Source organism: Pseudomonas cyclaminis, from assembly GCF_015163715.1.
GTDB lineage: Bacteria > Pseudomonadota > Gammaproteobacteria > Pseudomonadales > Pseudomonadaceae > Aquipseudomonas > Aquipseudomonas cyclaminis.
Genome location: NZ_JADDUM010000117.1, coordinates 1 through 19934, shown reverse-complemented (window position 1 = coordinate 19934; position 19934 = coordinate 1). Strand labels below are relative to the sequence as shown.

Below are 19934 nucleotides of genomic sequence, written 5' to 3'. Positions count from 1 at the left end.
TTTTGGGCTCTTCCAAAAAGTGAGCCGCTGTAAAAGCGGAACCCTAGGTGGCCGTTACCTAAACAACGGATATGTACTCAGACCCATCGCCATCGGGGGCAAGTCGAATCGTCGCACCGCCCCTCCCACACTCAAACCGCGTGAAGCAGACTTATTGAGCCGCAGATTTCGTAGGCGCGCCCAGTTTGCTGCGCGACAGCGCTACGTCGAAGAGGTAGTGGGGCCTCCCACATTGCAGTGCTTGTCAGAGCGTCTTTCAGGCTATTTCGCCTACTGCCCGGTACGCCTCGTCAATCGCCGCATGGGCATACGCGCTCCACGCCGCATCCGAGTTGGCGATGCTCACATGCCCTACAGGCTTGCGCGCCAAATTCATCAACGCTTCGTTCTCATCGGCGTCATCGAACAAGCTGTTGGAGAAGCTCGCATAACCATGTGACCAGCGGTTGACCGTGATCGCCAGAATATCCGTCTCATGCTTGAATCCACCCGGCCCGAGCATGCGTTGCAACTGGTCACGCAATTGCGCTTCCAATTGTTCGAACGTCTGCCCATACAGCTTGCCGCGGCCGGCGCGGGCTTGGTCGCGGGCGTTCATGCCGCTGTTGGGGCTGGTGGGCACATAGACCATGTGCAGCCCAATCGGCTGCGTCGGGTCGCGTGGATGATCGTAGCCGCCCATGCTCACCGGGTAGTCCAGTTTGATGCGGCTGTACGGTTGGGTCGCCGCATAAATCTCATGTACCCCCAGTTTCTGGAACGACTGCCAATTGCGGATTACCACCTTGGTGTACACCAGCGGGTATTTCACGTTCTGACTGAGTGCATGGGCCTGGGGCGCTGGCAGGTCTTTGAGCAGGTACGGAATCATCATGTTGTAGCACGCCAGGATGCAGCGCTTGCCGCGCACCTGGGCCAGTTGGCCGCCGCGGCTGTAGCCGATATGCACGCCGCCGTCGACGTTACGCACGCTGACGGCCGTGCTGTTCAAGCGCAGCCGTACCGGCGCCTTGGGCTGGTCGAGCCTGGCGTAATCAAAGGTGGCCAGCACGATATCGTCCATGGTGTGCCCCGGCGCCACGCCGGGTATCAGGCTGCGCACCAGCAACCGCGCCACTGAGGCATTGCCATCCGGGAAGTGGTAGATGTAGGGCTCTTCCATTTCCGCTGCGGCTTCTTCGCTGATTGGCGCCAGGTTCATGCCCGCAAAGCCTGGGAAACCAACGCTATAGGCATCGGCCGCTGCCACGGCATCAATGCTCAGTGCCATGAAATCATTGGTTCGGCTCTGGAAGTACTTCACCGCGCCTTCCGATAACCCTACGTCCTTGAGCAGGAAATTGCGGTAGCTGGTGGCCGCCAGGTAGTCGGCCTTTTCTTCGGCTGTTTTACCCGGCAGGTAATCCTTGGGCGCCGTGTGCAGGTCGATCAACGCCTGGCGGTCTGTTGCCGGCAGAGGAAAGTCATTGATGAACTCGCGGATGGACCGCGCATGCAGTTGGTCTGGCGCAATGTCATCAGCCACCATGGGCGTCGGGTCACCGGTCACCAGTTTGTCTTCGCCGAAGTTTTCCTTGTCGAAAAACACCCCGCGCGACAGGCCCAGGTTGGGGTAGAACTGGCGGTCGAAGGCGGTTTCGAAGCGCTTGATAGTGACGCCGAGCTTCTTCAGCAGCCCGTTCACTTCCTTGCTGTACAGATGGTTCGGCGATTGCAACGCCTCGCTGCCGCCGTAACCGATGATCATGCGACCACCGGCCTGGAATTCATTGCGCTTGGCGTGGCCGCCGAAGTCGTCGTGGTTTTCCAGGATCAGGATCTTCGCCTTCGGGTGCTTCTCCCGGTAGAACCACGCCGCCGACAAACCACTCAAGCCACCGCCGACCACCACCAGGTCGTAATCCTCGGTGATCGGCAGTTTCTCGGTGTCGAACACCTTCTTTTCCCAGCCCATCTGGTGCGCCACTTCGAACGAGCCGACATGGCTGCCGCGCAGGCCAGTGAGGGCAGGGGGGTAATAGCGGCCATCCGGTGCGGCCTGGAGCAGTTGCAGCGGGGTCATGCCTGCGGCAACAGTAATGGCGACGCCGTTGAGGAAGTCGCGGCGGGTGATGTCCATGGGGGGCAACCTGAGATTTTATTGTTGTTGGGCCCGGCACCCAATGCAGGTGCCGGGGGGCGCTCGATCAGTGCTTGAACATCACATGGCGAACCGTGGTGTAGTCCTCCAGCCCGTACATGGACATGTCCTTGCCGTACCCCGACAGTTTCTGACCACCATGGGGCATTTCGCTGACCAGCATGAAGTGGGTATTCACCCACGTGCAGCCATACTGCAAACGCGCGGCCAAACGGTGGGCGCGGCCTACATCGGCGGTCCATACGGACGATGCCAGGCCATAGTCCGAATCATTGGCCCAGCCCAATACCTGCGCTTCGTCGGTGAACCTGGTCACCGACACCACCGGCCCGAACACCTCGCGGCGCACGATTTCGTCGTCCTGCTGCGCATCGGCCAGTACCGTCGGTTCGAAGAAGAACCCGTTGCCTTCCACCGCCTTGCCCCCCGTCACCAGGCGGATATGCGGCTGCGCCACGGCACGCTCGACAAACCCGGCGACACGGTCGCGATGCTGTGCGGTGATCAATGGGCCCAGCTCGGTGGCCGGGTCATCCTGCAAGCCATATTTGATGCTGGCGACGGCTGCACCGAGCTTCTCGACAAATGCATCGTAGATATCTGCCTGGGCGTAAATGCGACACGCCGCCGTGCAGTCCTGGCCGGCGTTATAGAAGCCGAAGGTGCGGATGCCTTCCACGGCGGCCTCGATGTCCGCGTCGTTGAAGATGATCACCGGCGCCTTGCCACCCAGCTCCATGTGCATGCGCTTCACGCTGTCGGCCGTGCTGGAAATGATATTCGCGCCGGTGGCGATGGAGCCGGTCAGCGACACCATGCGCACCTTCGGGTGGTTCACCAGCGGGCTGCCTACGGTTGGCCCACGACCGAACACCAGGTTGAGTACACCGGCCGGGAAAATCTCCGACGCCAGTTCAACCATACGCAACGCGGTCAGCGGGGTTTGCTCTGACGGCTTGAGCACCACGGTATTACCCGCGGCAAGGGCGGGGGCGATTTTCCAGGCGACCATCATCAGCGGGTAATTCCACGGCGCGATGGAGGCGATCACGCCCACCGGATCGCGGCGGATCATTGACGTGTGGCCGGGCAGGTATTCGCCGCCGGCCGAGCCGCTCATGCAACGGCTGGCGCCGGCGAAGAAGCGGAACACATCGGCAATCGCCGGAATCTCGTCATTCAGCGCCGCGCTGTAGGGTTTGCCGCAGTTGTCCGATTCCAGCTTGGCCAACTCTTCGCCGTGGGTTTCGATTGCGTCGGCCAGTTTCAGCAGCAGCAGGGAGCGGTCCTTCGGCGCGGTTTGCGACCAGCTTTCAAAGGCGGCATCGGCAGCACGCACGGCCGCGTCGACCTGGGCTTCGCTGGCTTCGTTGATTTCCACCAGCACCCGGCCCAATGCCGGGTTGAAGATGGCCTGGGCCGGGCCTTCGCCTTCGACCAGGTGGCCGTTGATCAGCAGTTTGGTTTGCATGGTTCAGTCCTCCAGAAAACGAGTGTTATTTACCGCCACTCCCTGCCACGCTTTCACCGCCGCGTGTCAGGTAATAGGCACCGAGAATCGGGAACATCGTGACCAGCATCACCAGCATCGCCACCACGTTGGTCACCGGCACATCCCGAGGGCGACTGAGCTGGTTGAGCAACCACAGCGGCAAGGTGCGCTCGTGGCCAGCGGTGAAGGTGGTGACGATGATTTCGTCGAACGACAGCGCAAAGGCGAGCATGCCGCCGGCCAGCAGCGCCGAGCCCAGGTTGGGCATGATGATGTAGCGGAAGGTCTGCCAACCGTCGGCGCCCAGGTCCATCGAGGCTTCGATCAGGCTGTGGGAGGTGCGGCGCAAACGGGCGATGACGTTGTTGTAGACGATCACTACGCAGAACGTCGCGTGGCCGACGATGATGGTGAACATCCCAGGCTCGATGCCCAGTGTCTTGAAGGTCGCCAGCAGCGCGATACCGGTGATGATCCCCGGCAGCGCAATCGGCAGGATCAGCATCAGCGACACGCCTTGCTTGCCAAAGAACTCACGGCGATACAGCGCCGCCGACGCGAGGGTGCCGAGCACCATGGCGATCAGGGTGGCGATGGCGGCGATCTGCAGCGACAGTTTGATCGACTCCAGCACGTCCGGTCGGGCAAACGCCACGCTGAACCACTTCAACGTGAAGCCCTGAGGCGGAAAGCTGAACGCGGCTTCTTCGGTGTTGAAGGCATAGAGGAAGATGATCAGGATCGGGAAGTGCAGAAACACCAACCCGCCCCAGGCAGCGATCTTCAAGCCTATTGATGACTGCATTTGAGGTGAAGAGTCAGAGTGCATCGAAGGCCCCCAGGCGTTTGACGATGGACAGGTACAACGCAATCAGCACGATGGGCACCAGGGTGAACGCCGCGGCCATGGGCATATTGCCGATGGCGCCTTGTTGCGCGTAGACCATGCCGCCGACGAAATAACCCGGCGGGCCCACCAGTTGCGGCACGATGAAATCGCCCAGGGTCAGCGAAAAGGTGAAGATCGACCCGGCCGCAATCCCCGGAATCGACAGCGGCAGAATTACCTGCATAAATGTCTGGCGCGGCTTGGCGCCCAGATCCGCGGAGGCTTGCAGCAACGACGGCGGCAAACGCTCCAGGGATGCCTGGATCGGCAAAATCATGAACGGCAGCCAGATATAGACGAACACCATGAACCGCCCCAAATGCGAGGTGCTCAAGGTGCTGCCGCCCACGCCGGGAATGCCCAGCACGAACTGCAACACCGGCTCCAGGCCCAGGTGCTGCACAAACCATTGCGCCACGCCGCCCTTGGCCAGCAGCAAGGTCCAGGCGTAGGCCTTGACGATATAGCTGGCCCACATCGGCATCATCACCGCGATGTAGAAGAACGCCTTGGTCTTGCCCGTGGTGTAGCGCGCCATGTAGTAGGCAATCGGGAAGGCCACGATGGCGCTGGCGATTGACACAACAATCGCCATGCTCAGGGTGCGCAGGATGATGTCGAAGTTCGACGGCTGGAACAGCGCGGCGAAGTTGGCCAGGGTCAGGTCCGGCGTGACCGCCATGGTGAAGTCGTCGAAGGTGTAGAAACCTTGCCACAGCAGGGTCAGCAACGAGCCGAGGTAGATCGCGCCGAACCAGATCAGCGGCGGTATCAGCAGCATGGCCAGGTAGAGGTTGGGCTTGCGGTACAGCAGGTTGGAGAACCTGCGCATCGGCGGATGGGAAAGGGCCAGGCTCATGTCACACCTCGCCTGCAGTGTCGGTCAGCGGCGTCATGGCTTCCCGCGCCCAGCGCGCAGTGATCGGCTGGCGACCTGATGGCCGCTGCTGATGTCCAGCCACTGGTTGTTGGCCTGGCTGATGTTCAGCGCCTGGCCGTTTTCCAGTTTCAGTTCATAACGGGTGGCGCTGCCCTGGTACTGGATGTCATGCAGCAGTCCGCTGACTTCCACTTCGCCTGCACCCAGCGGGCCTTCGGCAAACCGCACGTGTTCCGGGCGGATCGAAAACGGTTGCGCGCTGCCGCTGAGGCGCTGGGCCAGCTCGCCGCGAATCACGTTGGAGGTGCCGACGAATTCGGCGACGAACGCGGTGGCCGGTTTCATGTACAGGTTGCGCGGGGTGTCGACCTGCTCGATGCGGCCTTTGTTGAACACCGCCACGCGGTCGGACATCGACAGGGCTTCAGTCTGGTCATGGGTGACGAAGATGAAGGTGATGCCCAACTGGCGTTGCAGCTTTTTCAGCTCGCTTTGCATCTGCTCGCGCAGCTTGAGGTCGAGGGCGCCCAGCGGTTCGTCGAGCAGCAACACGCGGGGGCGATTGACCAGGGCACGGGCCAGGGCCACACGCTGGCGTTGACCGCCCGAAAGTTGCACCGGCTTGCGCTCGCCATAACCGCCGAGGGCGACCATGCCCAAGGCTTCTTCGGCGCGGTTCAGCCGTTCGGTCTTGCCCACGCCTTTGACCTTGAGGCCGTAGGCCACGTTGTCGCGCACGTTCATATGGGGGAACAGCGCGTAATCCTGGAACACGGTGTTTACATCACGCTGATACGGCGGCAGGCCGGCGGCCTCCTCGCCATGAATCCGGATCGAGCCTGCGCTCGGCTGCTCGAACCCGGCGATCAGGCGCAGGCAAGTGGTCTTGCCCGAGCCGGAAGGGCCGAGCATGGAAAAGAACTCGCCGTCCTGGATATCGATGGAAACCCGGTCAACGGCTTTCACTTCGCCGAACTGACGGGAAACGTGGGTGAATTGGACTGCAAGCGTCATGGTGCGGTGCTCCAAAAAAGCATGGGCCGTCGCAGCGGCCCGGTCTGGACTTCTGAACAAAACTACAGATGTATATACGGTCGGTGTGGGAGGGGGCTTGCCCCCTCCCACAGGGGACCGAGGTTGTCAGGAAGACTTACCTGCCGCCCATGATCGCGATGTAATCCTGGGTCCAGCGGCTGTACGGCACGAACTTGCCGCCTTCAGCCTGCGGGGTTTTCCAGAAGGCGATCTTGTCGAACTGGTCGAACCCGTTGGTCTTGCACCCTTCGGCACCCAGCAGTTCGCTTTCCTTACAGGCCGCAGGCACCGCCGGCAGCGAGCCGAACCACGCCGCAACGTCGCCCTGGACCTTGGGCTGCAGCGACCAGTCCATCCACTTGTAGGCGCAGTTCGGATGCTTGGCTTCACTGTGCAACATGGTGGTGTCGGCCCAGCCGGTGGCGCCTTCCTTGGGGATGGTCGAGGCAATCGGCTGTTTCTCGTTGACCAACCCGTTGACCTGATACGGCCAGGCGCTGGAGGCCACCACGCCTTCGTTCTTGAAGTCACTCATTTGCACGGTGGTGTCGTGCCAGTAGCGGTGGATCAACGGTTGCTGGGCGCGCAACAGGTCGAGCACGGCTTTGTACTGGGTTTCGGTCAATTCGTACGGGCTCTGGATGCCCAATTCCGGCTTGGTCGATTTGAGGTACAGCGCCGCATCGGCGATGTAGATCGGGCCGTCATACGCCTGCACGCGGCCTTTGTTCGGTTTGCCGTCCGGCAGGTTCTGGGCGTTGAACAGCACGTCCCAACTGGTGGGCGCGGTCTTGAACACGTTGGTGTTGTACATCAGCACGTTCGGGCCCCACTGGTACGGGGTGCCGTAGGTCTGCTGGCCGACCACGTACCATGGCGCATCTTTAAGACGTGGGTCGATGTGCTTCCAGTTGGGGATCAGCGCGGTGTTGATCGGCTGCACACGCTTACCGACGATCAGCCGCAGCGACGCATCGCCCGACGCAGTGACCAGGTCATACCCGCCCTTGGCCATCAGGCTGACCATTTCGTCAGAGGTGGCGGCGGTTTTCACATTGACCTTGCAGCCGGTTTCCTTCTCAAAACCAGTGACCCAGTCGTAGGCCTTGTCGCTTTCGCCACGTTCGATATAGCCAGGCCAGGCGACGATATCCAGCTGGCCTTCACCGGCGCCTACCGCCTTGAGCGGTTCGGCGGCCTGAATGCTGACGCTGGCCAGCAGCGCGGTGGTCAAGGCACTGAGCAGTGCGGTCTTGTGCGCGGACATGGGGGTTCCCTCTTCTTTAATTATGGTCGGGGCAGTTGTGTGCAACCGGTGACGCAGAAGCTTAGTTGTTGTTTTAAAGATGTTGGCCGTGGCGGGCCATGATGTGGCGCACCACGCTGTAGTCCTGTAGCGAATCGCTGGACAGATCTTTCCCATACCCCGAGCGCTTCAAGCCGCCGTGGGGCATTTCGCTGACCAGCATGAAATGGCTGTTGATCCAGGTGCAGCCGTATTGCAGGCGCGCTGCCACCTGCATGGCTTTGTCCAGGTTTTGGGTCCATACGGAGGAGGCCAGGCCATACTCGGAGTCGTTGGCCCAGTCCACGGCCTGTTCCAGTTCGTCGAAGCGGGTCACCGTGACCACGGGACCAAACACTTCGCGCTGCACAATCTCATCATTCTGTTTACAGCCGGCGAGCAACGTTGGCTGGTAATAGAAGCCCGCGCCGGAATGCACGGCGGCGCCGGTCACGCGTTCGATATGGGGCTGGCCGAGGGCGCGCTCGACAAAACTGGCCACGCGGTCGCGCTGGCGCGTGCTGATCAGCGGGCCCAGTTCGTTGTCCGCATCGCGCTTGCCGGCAAAGCGCAGGCTGCTGACCGCTGCGCCAAGGTCGGCGACCAGCTTGTCGTGAATCCCTGCCTGGGCATAGATGCGGCAGGCGGCGGTGCAATCCTGGCCGGCGTTGTAATAACCGTAGGCGCGCACGCCTTCGACCACGGCTTGCAGGTCGGCGTCGTTGCACACGATCACCGGCGCCTTGCCGCCCAGTTCCAGGTGTGTGCGCTTCAGGGTTTTCGACGCGGCCTGCAGGATTTTTTGCCCGGTGACGATATCGCCGGTCAGGGACACCATGCGCACTTTCGCGTGGCTGACCAGATGGCTGCCCACGCCTTCGCCGCCGCCACACAGGATGTTGATGACACCGCGTGGTAACAAGTCCTTCAGCACAGGCGCCAATGCGAGGATCGACAGCGGCGTGTGTTCCGACGGCTTGAACACCAGGGTATTCCCGGCAGCCAGGGCGGGCGCGATCTTCCACGCAGCCATCATCAATGGGTAGTTCCACGGCGCAATGGAGGCGACGACGCCAATCGGATCGCGTCGCACCATGCTGGTATAGCCCGGCAGGTATTCGCCGCTCAGTTGCCCGGTCTGGCAGCGCACGGCCCCGGCGAAGAAGCGGAACACGTCGACGGTGGCGCTCAAGTCATCCTGACGCGCCAGATGCAACGGCTTGCCGCAGTTCAGGGATTCCAGGCGGGCCAGGTAGTCGGCTTGTTTTTCGATGGCATCGGCGATGCCCAGCAGAATGTTCGAGCGTTGCTGCGGCGTGGTCCGCGACCAGCCGGCAAATGCACGGTGGGCGGCCAGGATCGCGCTTTCGACCTGCTCGGTGCTGGCTTCGGCAATCTGAGTGAGCACTTCACCGGTGGCCGGGTTGAGGATCGGCTCGGCAAAACCCTGGCCGTGGACCAGTTCGCCGTCAATCAGCAACGCAGTAAGCAACGGGGTGGGCGCGCCAGACATTTTTCGCGATCTCTTTTCTTGTGTGGCCATGGGCGTTCTCTTACGAGGGCCTGACCTTTCTCTTATGGATGCACAGAGACTAGAGGTCAGGCGCGAGGTCAACAAATACTAAATACTGAATGCAGCATTCGATTAAATAGATGGCTTGCGTGGATGGGGCTGTTCCCGGGCGACGGTGAGGAACGGGTCTACCAGTGCCGGTCGCGCCGTGCCACGGCGCCACGCCAGGCCCACGTCGAGGGTCTGGCTGAGATCCGCAATCGGCCGCGCCTCAATAATGTCGCCCTCCAGGGACCATGGGCGGTAGGTCATGTCCGGCTGGATCGACACGCCCAGGCCCGCCGCCACCAGGCTTCGGACGGCTTCCGTCGATGCGGTGCGTAATGTGACGCGTGGTTGTAGTCCGGCGCTGGCCCACATGCGCTGGGCGTTGTGGCCCATTTCATCGACATTCAGCTGGATCAGCGGCTCGCGTGCGACATCGGCAAGGTTGATGCTGTCGTGTTCCAGCAGCGGATGCTGCGCCGGCAGCCACAGGCGGTGGGGCGAGTGAGTAAGCACTTCGGTCTGCAGGGCATGGCGGTCTTCCAGGTTGGAAAGGATCAGCACGCCGACATCGATCTCGCCGCTGACCAGCAGGTGTTCGATATACGGGCGCTCGTCCTCCATTACCCGGATTTCCACGTTGGGGTAGGCGCGCTGGAAGCGGGTGAGCAAATCCGCCAGGTAATAGCCGGCAACCAGGCTGGTCACGCCGATGATCAATTGGCCGGCGACCTGGTCGGTGCTTTGTTGCAGGCTGCGCTTGGCGTTGTCCACCGTGGCGAGGATCAAGTGCGCCTGGCGCAGGAACTGGTGGCCCTGGTGGGTCAGGGTCATGCCCTTGGCGTGGCGGTTGAACAGGTTGACGCCGATTTCCTGTTCCAATTGCTGGATCGCCAGGGTCAGGGTCGACTGGGAAATAAACGCGGTCTGCGCGGCGGCGGAGATTGAGCCGGTCTCGGCCACGGCGATAAAGTGCCGGATTTGACGCAAGGTCATCATGCTGGAATTACCAGTGGGGTGTTTTTATCGATTTATTCGAGTGTATATCGATTTAAGCGAAGGGCAGTTGCAAGCTTCAAGCTGCAAGCGTGGCGTTACATCTGGAAGCACTCTAGATCGGGGCTTTTTGGCACTTAGTTTTACGCTGGGGGCCTATTGGTCCTATGAACCCAGTGTCTGGAGGCTACGAATGAATACCCGTGGATTGCTCGATCAGTTGCTCAAGTCCGGCCAGGACATGTTGCAAAACAAGGCTGGCGGCCAACGCAAGCAGGACGATAAAGGCGCCTTGGGCGGACTGCTGGGCGGTGGTGGGTTGGGCAGCCTGCTTGGCGGTGCCGGTGGTGGCGCCTTGGCGGCGGGGGCCATGGGCCTGTTGCTGGGCAACAAGAAGGCGCGCAAATTCGGCGGTAAAGCCCTGACCTACGGCGGGCTGGCCGCATTGGGCGTGATTGCCTACAAGGCTTATGGCAACTGGCAGGCCAATCAAGCCAATGCGCCCAAGGGCGAGCCGCAGACCATCGACCGCCTGCCACCGGCCCAGGTCGAGCAGCACAGCCAAGGCATTCTCAAGGCGCTGGTTGCGGCAGCCAAGGCCGACGGCCATGTGGACGAGCGCGAGCGTGAGCTGATCGAGGGCGAGTTCACCAAGCTGGATAATGACCGTGAACTGCACAACTGGCTGCACGCCGAGCTGAACAAACCCCTGGACCCGGCCGATGTCGCCCGTGCGGCAAGCACCCCGGAAATGGCTGCCGAAATGTACATCGCCAGCGTGATGCTGGTAGACGAAGAAAATTTCATGGAAAAGGCATATCTGGACGAATTGGCCCGCCAACTGAAACTGGAGCCTGGCTTGAAGCTGGAGCTGGAAAAGCAGGTCCGCCAAGCGACCCTCTGATCCTGCCTGTATAGATAAAACACCCTGGCTGGCGCCATGCCCCAGGGTGTTTTTGCATTCTGTGGGGGCTACATCAAAACCCGTTGATTAATGAGGCCTTCTGCTCAGCTATACTCCCCTCCATTTGAATGGCCCTTCGAGGAAATACTGTGAAGAACTGGACCTTGCGCCAACGCATCCTGGCAAGTTTTGCGGTCATTATCGCCATCATGCTGTTAATGGTCGTGGTCTCCTATTCACGGTTGCTGAAGATTGAAGTCAGCCAGGAAGCCGTCCGGGACGATGCGGTGCCAGGGGTTTACCTCAGTTCCATGATCCGCAGTGCGTGGGTCGACAGTTATCTGCAGACCATCGATATCATTGGTCTGCGTGAGGATAAAACCTTCACCAACACCGACAAGAACGACTACAAGGCCTTCGAAGCGCGCATCGAGCAGCAGATGGCCAATTACGAAAAAACCGTGCACAGCCAGGCTGACCGCATGGAATTCGATAACTTCAAGGCCGCCCACATCAATTACAACAAGGTCCTTGAGCAAGTGCTGGACCGCGTCCAGAACAATGACCTGCCCGCTGCGCGTGAAATGCTTGAAGAGCAACTGACGCCGATCTGGACCGAAGGTCGCATGAAGCTCAATGACATTATTACCGAGAATAAAAACGTCTCTGACCGTGCCACCGCGGCCATTGACGACGCCGTGCTGTCGGCCAAGATCAGCATGGGCGTGTCGCTGATCATCGCCATCCTGGCCGCGGGCCTGTGCGGCTTGTTGCTGATGCGCGCAATCATGGCGCCGATGCAGCGTATCGTCGAAATCCTCGACACCATGCGCACGGGCGATCTGAGCAAACGCCTGAACCTTGAGCGCAAGGACGAATTCGGTGCGGTGGAAACCGGCTTCAACGACATGATGACCGAACTCACTGCCCTGGTTTCCCAGGCGCAACGTTCTTCGGTACAGGTCACCACCTCGGTGACCGAGATTGCCGCCACCTCCAAGCAGCAACAGGCCACCGCCACTGAAACAGCGGCAACGACCACCGAAATCGGCGCCACTTCGCGGGAGATCGCCGCCACGTCCAAGGATCTGGTGCGCACCATGACCGAAGTCTCCACCGCTGCCGACCAGGCTTCGGTGGCGGCCGGTTCCGGCCAGCAAGGCCTGGCGCGCATGGAAGAAACCATGCACTCGGTGATGGGCGCTGCCGACCTGGTGAACGCCAAGCTGGCGATCCTCAATGAGAAGGCCGGCAACATCAACCAAGTGGTGGTGACCATCGTCAAGGTCGCCGACCAGACCAACCTGCTGTCCCTGAACGCCGCCATCGAAGCTGAAAAGGCCGGTGAATACGGGCGCGGGTTTGCCGTGGTCGCCACCGAGGTGCGTCGCCTGGCCGACCAGACCGCCGTGGCCACCTACGATATCGAGCAGATGGTGCGCGAGATTCAGTCGGCGGTGTCCGCTGGCGTGATGGGCATGGACAAGTTCTCCGAAGAAGTGCGCCGCGGCATGTTCGAAGTGCAGCAAGTGGGCGAACAACTGTCGCAGATCATCCATCAGGTACAGGCCCTGGCGCCGCGGGTGTTGATGGTCAACGAAGGCATGCAGGCCCAGGCCACCGGCGCCGAGCAGATCAACCATGCGCTGGTGCAACTGGGGGATGCCAGCAGCCAGACCGTGGAATCCCTGCGCCAGGCCAGCTTTGCGATTGATGAACTGAGCCAGGTTGCGGTGGGTCTGCGCAGCGGCGTGTCGCGTTTCAAAGTCTGATGAGCGACCTCGCGGCTAAACGCGGCGCCGTCCCGGCAGCGAAAAAGGCGTTGTTCCTGGTGTTTCACATCGGTAGCGAACGTTATGTCCTCAAGGCCACCGAAGTGGCCGAGGTGCTGCCGCGCCTGCCGCTCAAGCCCATCGCCCATGCGCCCGCGTGGGTGGCTGGCATCTTTGCCCATCGCGCAGCGTTGGTGCCGGTGATCGACCTGAGTGCGCTGACCTTCGGTACGCCGGCGCAGGCTCGCACCAGCACGCGGTTGGTGCTGGTCAATTACCAGCCGCAACCTTGGGTCGAGTCTCGCCGGCTGGGGCTGATCCTCGAACAGGCCACCGATACCCTGCGCTGCGACCCCGCCGAATTCCAGCCCTATGGCCTGGATAACCCCCAGGCGCGCTACCTGGGGCCTGTGCGGGAGGATGCCTTGGGCTTGATGCAATGGATTGGCGTGAATGACGTGCTCACCGATGACGTGCGCGCCCTGTTGTTTTCTGCCGAGCTGAGCGTATGAGCAACGACCCGCGCTTCTTCGCCTTCCTCAAAGAACGTATCGGCCTGGACGTCGCGTCGGTCGGCGAGGCCATCATCGAGCGCGCCGTGCGCCAGCGCAGCCAGGCTGTGCAGGCGCAAACGCCAGGCGAATACTGGCAGCACCTGCAAAGCTCCCACGACGAGCAGCAAGCGCTGATCGAAGCGGTGATCGTCCCCGAGACCTGGTTTTTCCGTTACCCCGAATCCTTTGCGACCCTGGCCCGATTGGCGATTGCCCGTCTGGCCGAGATCAAGCAGATGCGTGCACTGCGTATCCTCAGCCTGCCGTGTTCCACTGGCGAAGAGCCCTATTCGATTGCCATGGCCTTGCTCGATGCGGGTCTGGCGCCGCACCAGTTCAAGGTGCTGGGCCTGGACGTCAGCCCGCTGTCGGTTGAGCGTGCGCGGCGCGGCGTGTATGGCAAGAACTCGTTTCGCGGCAGCGATATCGCCTTTCGCGACCGCCACTTCATTGAACGCGGCGACGGGTTCCACATCGCCGACCGCGTGCGCGAGCAGGTGCGCCTGCAAGTCGGTAACCTGCTCGACCCGACGCTGCTGGCGAATGAAGCGAGCTATGACTTCGTGTTTTGCCGCAACCTTTTGATCTATTTCGACCAGCCCACCCAAAAACAAGTGTTCGATGTGCTCAAGGGCCTGACCCACGTGGACGGCGTCCTGTTTATCGGCCCGGCCGAGGGCAGCCTGTTGGGACGCCACGGCATGCGTTCGATTGGAGTGCCGCAGTCCTTTGCCTTCAGCCGGCACGCCGAACCGATCCAGCCTGAACCGGTGTTCGTGCCGCTGCCGCTGCCCCAGCGCATCGCGGCACCGATGCCCGTCAAGCCGCGTCCATTCAGCAACGTCAGCGCCCAGGTGGTGCCGATCAAGGCCCCGCCGCCTTCCGACGCGAGCACCTTGCTCAGTCGTATCGCCACCCTGGCCAACGAAGGCAAGAGTGCCGAGGCCCGTGCCGCCTGCGAGCAGTATTTGAACAGCCACCCGCCAGCCGCCCAAGTGTTCTACTGGCTCGGGCTGCTCAGCGATGTGGCCGGCAGCGCCCTGGAAGCCCAGGGTTTTTATCGAAAAGCCTTGTACCTGGAACCCCAGCATCCGCAGGCCTTGATGCACCTGGCCGCGTTGCTCGAATCCCAGGGCGACAGTGCGGGGGCGCGCCGTTTGCAGGCGCGGGCCGCCCGCAGCGAGCGAGCAGACAGTGAGTCCAAACGATGAGTAGCCCTGACGCGCTCTACACCGCCGGCCTGGACCTGACCCTGGCCGACACCCAGGCCATCGACGACTGCTGGAACCGCATCGGTATCCACGGCGACAAGTCCTGCCCGCTGCTGGTGGAACATATTCATTGCCGCAACTGCGCGGTGTATTCGGCGGCCGCCACGCGCTTGCTGGATCGCTACGCCTTGCAGCAGGACGACCGTCGTCCGGCCGCTGCGGCTGAGGTCGACGAAGAGATCATCACGCGCTCGTTGCTGATGTTCCGTCTCGGCGAAGAATGGTTGGGCATCGCTACCCGTTGCCTGGTGGAAGTGGCCCCGTTGCAACCGATTCACTCGCTGCCGCACCAGCGGTCCCGCGCCTTGCTCGGCGTGGCCAATGTGCGGGGAGCGCTGGTGGCGTGCCTGTCATTGGTGGAACTGCTCGGCCTGGACAACACCGGCAATGGCGCCAGCGGTGGGCGGATCATGCCGCGCATGTTGATCATCGCCGCGCAGGATGGCCCGGTGGTGGTGCCGGTGGACGAAGTGGACGGCATCCATGCTATCGACGAGCGCACCTTGCAGGCGGCGTCGGCGTCCGGCACCCAGGCCAGCGCACGGTTCACCCAGGGTGTGTTGCAATGGAAGGGCCGCAGCCTGCGTTGGCTGGACGAGGCGCAATTGTTGTCCGCCGTGACCCGGAGCCTCACATGACCCCCGACCAGATGCGCGATGCCTCGCTGCTGGAACTGTTCAGCCTGGAAGCCGATGCACAGACCCAGGTGCTGAGTGCGGGCTTGCTGGCCCTGGAGCGCAACCCGACCCAGGCCGACCAACTGGAAGCCTGCATGCGTGCGGCCCACTCGCTCAAGGGCGCGGCGCGCATCGTGGGGGTGGACGCCGGGGTCAGCGTGTCCCATGTCATGGAGGACTGCCTGGTCAGCGCCCAGGAAAGTCGTCTGTACCTGCAACCTGAACATATCGACGCCTTGCTGCAAGGCACCGACCTGCTGATGCGCATCGCCACCCCGGGCAACACCGTGGGGCCAGCGGACATCGAAGCTTATGTGGCGTTGATGGAGCGTCTGCTGGACCCGTCTCAGCCGACCGCCAAGGTCGCGCCGCCACCTGCTGTGCCGGCGCCATTGGTTGAAGAGCTACCGCCGGAACCCGAACCCGCGCCGCCCGTGGCCAGCGATCCGCCGCGCCAGGGCAAACGCATGACCGAAGGCGGCGAGCGTGTACTGCGCGTGACCGCCGAGCGGCTTAACAGCCTGCTGGACCTGTCGAGCAAGTCCCTGGTGGAAACCCAGCGGCTCAAGCCGTACCTGGCGAGCATGCAGCGCCTCAAACGCATTCAAAGCCAGAGCGTGCGCGCCCTGGATACCCTGGACGGCCAGCTCAAGACTCTGGATCTGAACCTCGAAGCCCAGGAAGCCCTGGCCGATACCCGCCGCCTGCTGAGCGAAGCCCAGGCGCTGCTGGCGGAAAAAACCGCCGAGCTGGATGAGTTCGGCTGGCAGGCCGGGCAGCGCGCCCAGGTGCTCTACGACACCGCGCTGGCCTGTCGCATGCGTCCGTTTGCCGATGTGCTGGCCGGGCAGGTGCGCATGGTGCGTGACCTCGGCCGCAGCCTGGGCAAGCAAGTGCGCCTGGAGATCGAGGGCGAAAAGACCCAGGTCGACCGCGACGTATTGGAAAAACTTGAAGCGCCACTCACCCATTTATTGCGCAATGCCGTCGACCACGGCATCGAAATGCCTGACCAGCGCCTGCTGGCCGGTAAACCCGCCGAAGGCTTGATCCGCCTGCGCGCCTCCCATCAGGCCGGTTTACTGGTGCTGGAACTGAGCGACGACGGCAACGGCGTCGACCTGGAGCGCCTGCGCGGCACCATCGTCGACCGGCATCTGTCCACTCTGGAGACGGTGCTGACCCTCAGTGAAGAGGAGTTGCTCACGTTTCTGTTCCTGCCGGGGTTCAGCCTGCGGGACAAGGTCACCGAAGTGTCCGGGCGTGGGGTCGGGCTGGATGCGGTGCAGCATATGGTCCGCCAACTGCGCGGCGCGGTGGTGCTGGAGCAGACGGCGGGGCAGGGCAGCCGTTTCCATCTGGAGGTGCCGCTGACCTTGTCGGTGGTGCGCAGCCTGGTGGTGGAAGTCGGCGAAGAAGCCTACGCATTCCCCCTGGCGCATATCGAACGCATGTGCGACCTGGCCCCCAACGACATAGTGCAACTGGAAGGCCGCCAGCATTTCTGGCACGAGGGCCGGCATGTCGGCCTGGTCGCCGCCAGCCAGTTGTTGCAGCGCCCGCCAGGGCAGAATAATGACGAGACCTTGAAAGTGGTGGTGATCCGCGAGCGCGATGCGGTGTACGGTATCGCCGTGGAGCGCTTCATCGGCGAGCGGACCCTGGTGGTGTTGCCGCTGGATGACCGCCTGGGCAAGGTCCAGGATATTTCCGCCGGTGCCTTGCTGGATGACGGCTCGGTGGTGTTGATTGTCGACGTGGAAGACATGCTGCGTTCGGTGGACAAGCTGCTCAACACCGGACGCCTCGAACGCATCGCCCGGCGCAGCCAGCAGGTCACCGAGGCGCCGCGCAAACGCGTGCTGGTGGTGGATGACTCGCTCACCGTGCGTGAGTTGCAACGTAAATTGCTGCTTAATCGCGGGTACGAAGTGGCCGTTGCAGTCGATGGCATGGACGGCTGGAACGCCTTGCGCTCCGAAGACTTCGACCTGCTGATCACTGACATTGATATGCCTCGCATGGACGGTATTGAATTGGTCACACTCTTGCGCCGTGATACTCGCCTGCAATCGTTGCCGGTGATGGTGGTGTCGTACAAAGACCGTGAAGAGGACCGTCGCCGTGGGCTGGACGCCGGTGCCGATTACTACTTGGCCAAAGCCAGCTTCCACGACGACGCATTGTTGGACGCCGTGGTGGAGCTGATCGGAGGCGCGCGGGCATGAAGATCGCCATCGTCAATGACATGCCCCTGGCAGTCGAAGCGCTGCGCCGTGCCTTGAGCTTCGAGCCCGCGCACGAGGTGGTGTGGGTGGCCGGCAATGGCCTGGACGCAGTGCATCGCTGCGCTGAGCTGACGCCGGACCTGATCCTGATGGACCTGATCATGCCGGTGATGGACGGCGTGGAAGCCACGCGGCAGATCATGGCCGAGACGCCGTGCGCGATCCTGTTGGTGACCGTCGACCGCCAGGCCAATATGAGCCGGGTGTTCGAAGCCATGGGGCACGGCGCCCTGGATGTGGTGGACACGCCGGCCCTCGGCGTGGGCAACCCCAAGGATGCGGCGGCGCCGCTGTTGCGCAAAATCCTCAACATCGGCTGGCTGATCGGCCAGCGTGGCAGCCGTGTGCGCACCGAAACCACATCATTGCGCACCACCGGCAAACGCCAGAGCCTGGTGGCTATCGGCTCGTCGGCGGGTGGCCCGGCTGCCCTGGAAATCCTGCTCAAGGGTTTGCCCCGGGACTTTCCCGCCGCCATTGTGCTGGTGCAGCATGTGGATCAGGTGTTCGCCGCCGGCATGGCTGAATGGCTCAGCAGCGCTTCCGGGCTGCCGGTGCGCCTGGCCCGCGAAGGCGAGCCGCCGCAAAGCGGCGTGGTCTTGCTGGCCGGCACCAATCACCACATTCGTCTATTGAAGAATGGCACGCTAGCCTATACCGCAGAACCGGTGAACGAGATTTACCGGCCTTCGATCGACGTGTTCTTTGAAAGCGTGGCCAGCCACTGGAATGGCGACGCCGTCGGCGTACTGCTGACCGGCATGGGACGCGACGGGGCCCAGGGCCTCAAGTTATTGCGTGAACAAGGTTATTTGACCATCGCCCAGGATCAGCAGAGCTCGGCGGTGTATGGCATGCCCAAAGCGGCGGCGGCGATTGATGCTGCTGTTGAAATTCGCCCACTGGACAGAATTGCGCCCCGATTGCTGGAGGTCTTTGCACAATGAACATGACCTTGCGTGATGCTGGCTTGCAGGTAGTAATTCAGGTGACTGCAGATGAATGATTTACAGATCGACGACATCAAGACCGACGAAAATGCCGCCATGGTGTTGCTGGTAGACGACCAGGCCATGATCGGTGAAGCGGTGCGACGCGGCCTGGCCCATGAAGAAAACATCGACTTCCACTTCTGCGCCGATCCGCACCAGGCGATTGCCCAGGCTATCCGTATCAAACCGACGGTAATCCTCCAGGATCTGGTGATGCCCGGCCTCGATGGCCTGACCTTGGTGCGCGAATACCGCAATCATCCGGCCACGGCGAATATCCCGATCATTGTGCTTTCGACCAAGGAAGACCCGCTGATCAAGAGCGCGGCGTTTTCGGCGGGGGCCAATGATTACTTGGTCAAGCTGCCGGATAACATCGAGTTGGTTGCGCGTATTCGCTATCACTCACGGTCGTACATGACGCTGTTGCAGCGGGATGCGGCCTACCGCGCGTTGCGGGTCAGCCAGCAGCAACTGTTGGACACTAATCTTGTGTTGCAGCGGTTGATGAACTCCGATGGGTTGACCGGGTTGTCCAATCGTCGCCACTTCGACGAATACCTCGAGCTGGAATGGCGGCGGGCCATGCGTGATCAGACGCAGTTGTCGTTGTTGATGATCGATGTGGACTTCTTCAAGACCTATAACGACAGCTTTGGCCATGTCGAGGGTGACGAAGCCCTGCGCAAAGTAGCCACCACCATTCGTGAAGCCAGCAGTCGCCCTTCGGATTTGCCGGCGCGTTACGGGGGGGAAGAGTTTGCCCTGGTGCTGCCAAACACCTCGCCTGGCGGGGCGCGACTGGTGGCTGAGAAGCTGCGCATGGCCGTCGCCGCGCTGAAAATCCCGCATATTGCCCCGGCGGAAGGCTCCAGCCTGACCATCAGCATCGGCCTGTCGACCATGACGCCGGTGCAGGGTACGGATTGTCGCCAGTTGATCATGGCGGCGGACAAGGGGTTGTATACGGCCAAGCATAATGGGCGCAATCAGGTTGGGATTGAGTGATCTGAGGATTTCCGACATGTTGGTTGACGGGGCGATTCGCGATCAAAAGCAAGAGCGCGGCGGCCTAAGAGCCGACCGGGTTCTTAAGGCGAACTCCGTCTAAATGTGGGAGGGAGCTTGCTCCCGATAGCAATGGGTCAGTCAGCCCATGCATGGCTGACACACCGCCATCGGGGGCAAGTCGAATCGTTGC

The 19934-nt window shown here is 62.0% G+C and carries 15 protein-coding genes and 1 pseudogene; 8 read left to right on the top strand and 8 right to left on the bottom strand.

The genetic code is table 11. The features are described 5' to 3' along the window. Nucleotides 1–256: 256 nt before the first annotated feature. The 8 genes and pseudogenes from IQK56_RS15930 to IQK56_RS15895 all read right to left on the bottom strand — a co-directional run bounded on the left by IQK56_RS15930 (nt 257) and on the right by IQK56_RS15895 (nt 10278). Nucleotides 257–2119, bottom strand: a complete 1863-nt coding sequence (locus IQK56_RS15930) for an NAD(P)-binding protein (protein ID WP_193864129.1) — start codon at nt 2117–2119, stop codon at nt 257–259. Nucleotides 2120–2186: 67 nt separating this feature from the next. Then, nucleotides 2187–3611 (bottom strand): gamma-aminobutyraldehyde dehydrogenase, encoded by a 1425-nt coding sequence (locus tag IQK56_RS15925; protein ID WP_150674812.1) that lies wholly within the window; start codon nt 3609–3611, stop codon nt 2187–2189. 25 nt (nt 3612–3636) lie between these two features. Beyond that, a complete protein-coding gene (locus tag IQK56_RS15920; protein WP_099583409.1) occupies nt 3637–4461 on the bottom strand; it encodes an ABC transporter permease in 825 nt (274 codons plus the stop codon). Continuing rightward, nucleotides 4451–5380, bottom strand: a complete 930-nt coding sequence (locus IQK56_RS15915; protein WP_193864128.1) for an ABC transporter permease — start codon at nt 5378–5380, stop codon at nt 4451–4453. Before IQK56_RS15915 ends, IQK56_RS15920 begins: the two co-directional genes overlap by 11 nt. Before the next feature lies 1 nt (nt 5381). Next, nucleotides 5382–6415, bottom strand: a pseudogene (locus IQK56_RS15910) (ABC transporter ATP-binding protein). A 136-nt stretch (nt 6416–6551) separates the two neighbouring features. Next, entirely contained in the window at nt 6552–7703 is a 1152-nt protein-coding gene (gene ydcS / locus IQK56_RS15905) for a putative ABC transporter substrate-binding protein YdcS (protein WP_122307258.1), read from the bottom strand. Nucleotides 7704–7776: 73 nt separating this feature from the next. Then, nucleotides 7777–9234 (bottom strand): gamma-aminobutyraldehyde dehydrogenase, encoded by a 1458-nt coding sequence (locus tag IQK56_RS15900; RefSeq protein ID WP_183140508.1) that lies wholly within the window; start codon nt 9232–9234, stop codon nt 7777–7779. A gap of 132 nt (nt 9235–9366) precedes the next feature. After that, nucleotides 9367–10278 (bottom strand): LysR family transcriptional regulator, encoded by a 912-nt coding sequence (locus tag IQK56_RS15895; RefSeq protein ID WP_150674811.1) that lies wholly within the window; start codon nt 10276–10278, stop codon nt 9367–9369. Between the two features lie 190 nt (nt 10279–10468). Here IQK56_RS15895 and IQK56_RS15890 point away from each other — a divergent pair, with 190 nt between their 5' ends. The 8 genes from IQK56_RS15890 (at nt 10469) to IQK56_RS15855 (ending at nt 19741) form a co-directional block, all read left to right on the top strand. Continuing rightward, the gene (locus tag IQK56_RS15890) at nt 10469–11179 is read left to right on the top strand and encodes a tellurite resistance TerB family protein (RefSeq protein WP_122307261.1); all 711 of its coding nucleotides are present in this window, start codon (nt 10469–10471) and stop codon (nt 11177–11179) included. A gap of 149 nt (nt 11180–11328) precedes the next feature. Then, the gene (locus IQK56_RS15885; RefSeq protein WP_122307262.1) at nt 11329–12951 is read left to right on the top strand and encodes a methyl-accepting chemotaxis protein; all 1623 of its coding nucleotides are present in this window, start codon (nt 11329–11331) and stop codon (nt 12949–12951) included. Next, nucleotides 12951–13463: a chemotaxis protein CheW gene (locus IQK56_RS15880; protein WP_122307263.1), complete on the top strand. Its 513-nt coding sequence runs from the start codon at nt 12951–12953 to the stop codon at nt 13461–13463. Before IQK56_RS15885 ends, IQK56_RS15880 begins: the two co-directional genes overlap by 1 nt. Beyond that, the gene (locus IQK56_RS15875; RefSeq protein WP_193901752.1) at nt 13460–14716 is read left to right on the top strand and encodes a CheR family methyltransferase; all 1257 of its coding nucleotides are present in this window, start codon (nt 13460–13462) and stop codon (nt 14714–14716) included. The genes IQK56_RS15880 and IQK56_RS15875 overlap by 4 nt, the downstream gene beginning before the upstream one ends. Next, nucleotides 14713–15414 carry a chemotaxis protein CheW gene (locus IQK56_RS15870; protein ID WP_193864127.1) on the top strand — a complete coding sequence of 234 codons (702 nt, stop codon included), beginning with the start codon at nt 14713–14715 and terminating at the stop codon, nt 15412–15414. The genes IQK56_RS15875 and IQK56_RS15870 overlap by 4 nt, the downstream gene beginning before the upstream one ends. Beyond that, nucleotides 15411–17681, top strand: coding sequence for a hybrid sensor histidine kinase/response regulator (locus IQK56_RS15865; protein ID WP_193864126.1), 2271 nt, complete (start codon nt 15411–15413; stop codon nt 17679–17681). The genes IQK56_RS15870 and IQK56_RS15865 overlap by 4 nt, the downstream gene beginning before the upstream one ends. After that, a complete protein-coding gene (gene cheB / locus IQK56_RS15860) occupies nt 17678–18688 on the top strand; it encodes a chemotaxis response regulator protein-glutamate methylesterase (RefSeq protein WP_150674807.1) in 1011 nt (336 codons plus the stop codon). The genes IQK56_RS15865 and cheB overlap by 4 nt, the downstream gene beginning before the upstream one ends. Nucleotides 18689–18739: 51 nt before the next feature. After that, nucleotides 18740–19741 (top strand): response regulator, encoded by a 1002-nt coding sequence (locus tag IQK56_RS15855; RefSeq protein ID WP_150674806.1) that lies wholly within the window; start codon nt 18740–18742, stop codon nt 19739–19741. Nucleotides 19742–19934: the final 193 nt, after the last annotated feature.

Excerpts from the sequence above, each read along its gene's own strand:
- IQK56_RS15875 (WP_193901752.1), top strand. The coding sequence starts at position 13,460 with ATGAGCAACGACCCGCGCTTCTTCGCCTTCCTCAAAGAACGTATCGGC.
- IQK56_RS15865 (WP_193864126.1), top strand. The coding sequence starts at position 15,411 with ATGACCCCCGACCAGATGCGCGATGCCTCGCTGCTGGAACTGTTCAGC.
- IQK56_RS15895 (WP_150674811.1), bottom strand. The coding sequence starts at position 10,278 with ATGATGACCTTGCGTCAAATCCGGCACTTTATCGCCGTGGCCGAGACC.
- IQK56_RS15930 (WP_193864129.1), bottom strand. The coding sequence starts at position 2,119 with ATGGACATCACCCGCCGCGACTTCCTCAACGGCGTCGCCATTACTGTT.
- cheB (WP_150674807.1), top strand. The coding sequence starts at position 17,678 with ATGAAGATCGCCATCGTCAATGACATGCCCCTGGCAGTCGAAGCGCTG.
- IQK56_RS15900 (WP_183140508.1), bottom strand. The coding sequence starts at position 9,234 with ATGTCTGGCGCGCCCACCCCGTTGCTTACTGCGTTGCTGATTGACGGC.
- ydcS (WP_122307258.1), bottom strand. The coding sequence starts at position 7,703 with ATGTCCGCGCACAAGACCGCACTGCTCAGTGCCTTGACCACCGCGCTG.
- IQK56_RS15920 (WP_099583409.1), bottom strand. The coding sequence starts at position 4,461 with ATGCACTCTGACTCTTCACCTCAAATGCAGTCATCAATAGGCTTGAAG.
- IQK56_RS15855 (WP_150674806.1), top strand. The coding sequence starts at position 18,740 with ATGAATGATTTACAGATCGACGACATCAAGACCGACGAAAATGCCGCC.
- IQK56_RS15890 (WP_122307261.1), top strand. The coding sequence starts at position 10,469 with ATGAATACCCGTGGATTGCTCGATCAGTTGCTCAAGTCCGGCCAGGAC.
- IQK56_RS15915 (WP_193864128.1), bottom strand. The coding sequence starts at position 5,380 with ATGAGCCTGGCCCTTTCCCATCCGCCGATGCGCAGGTTCTCCAACCTG.
- IQK56_RS15870 (WP_193864127.1), top strand. The coding sequence starts at position 14,713 with ATGAGTAGCCCTGACGCGCTCTACACCGCCGGCCTGGACCTGACCCTG.
- IQK56_RS15925 (WP_150674812.1), bottom strand. The coding sequence starts at position 3,611 with ATGCAAACCAAACTGCTGATCAACGGCCACCTGGTCGAAGGCGAAGGC.
- IQK56_RS15880 (WP_122307263.1), top strand. The coding sequence starts at position 12,951 with ATGAGCGACCTCGCGGCTAAACGCGGCGCCGTCCCGGCAGCGAAAAAG.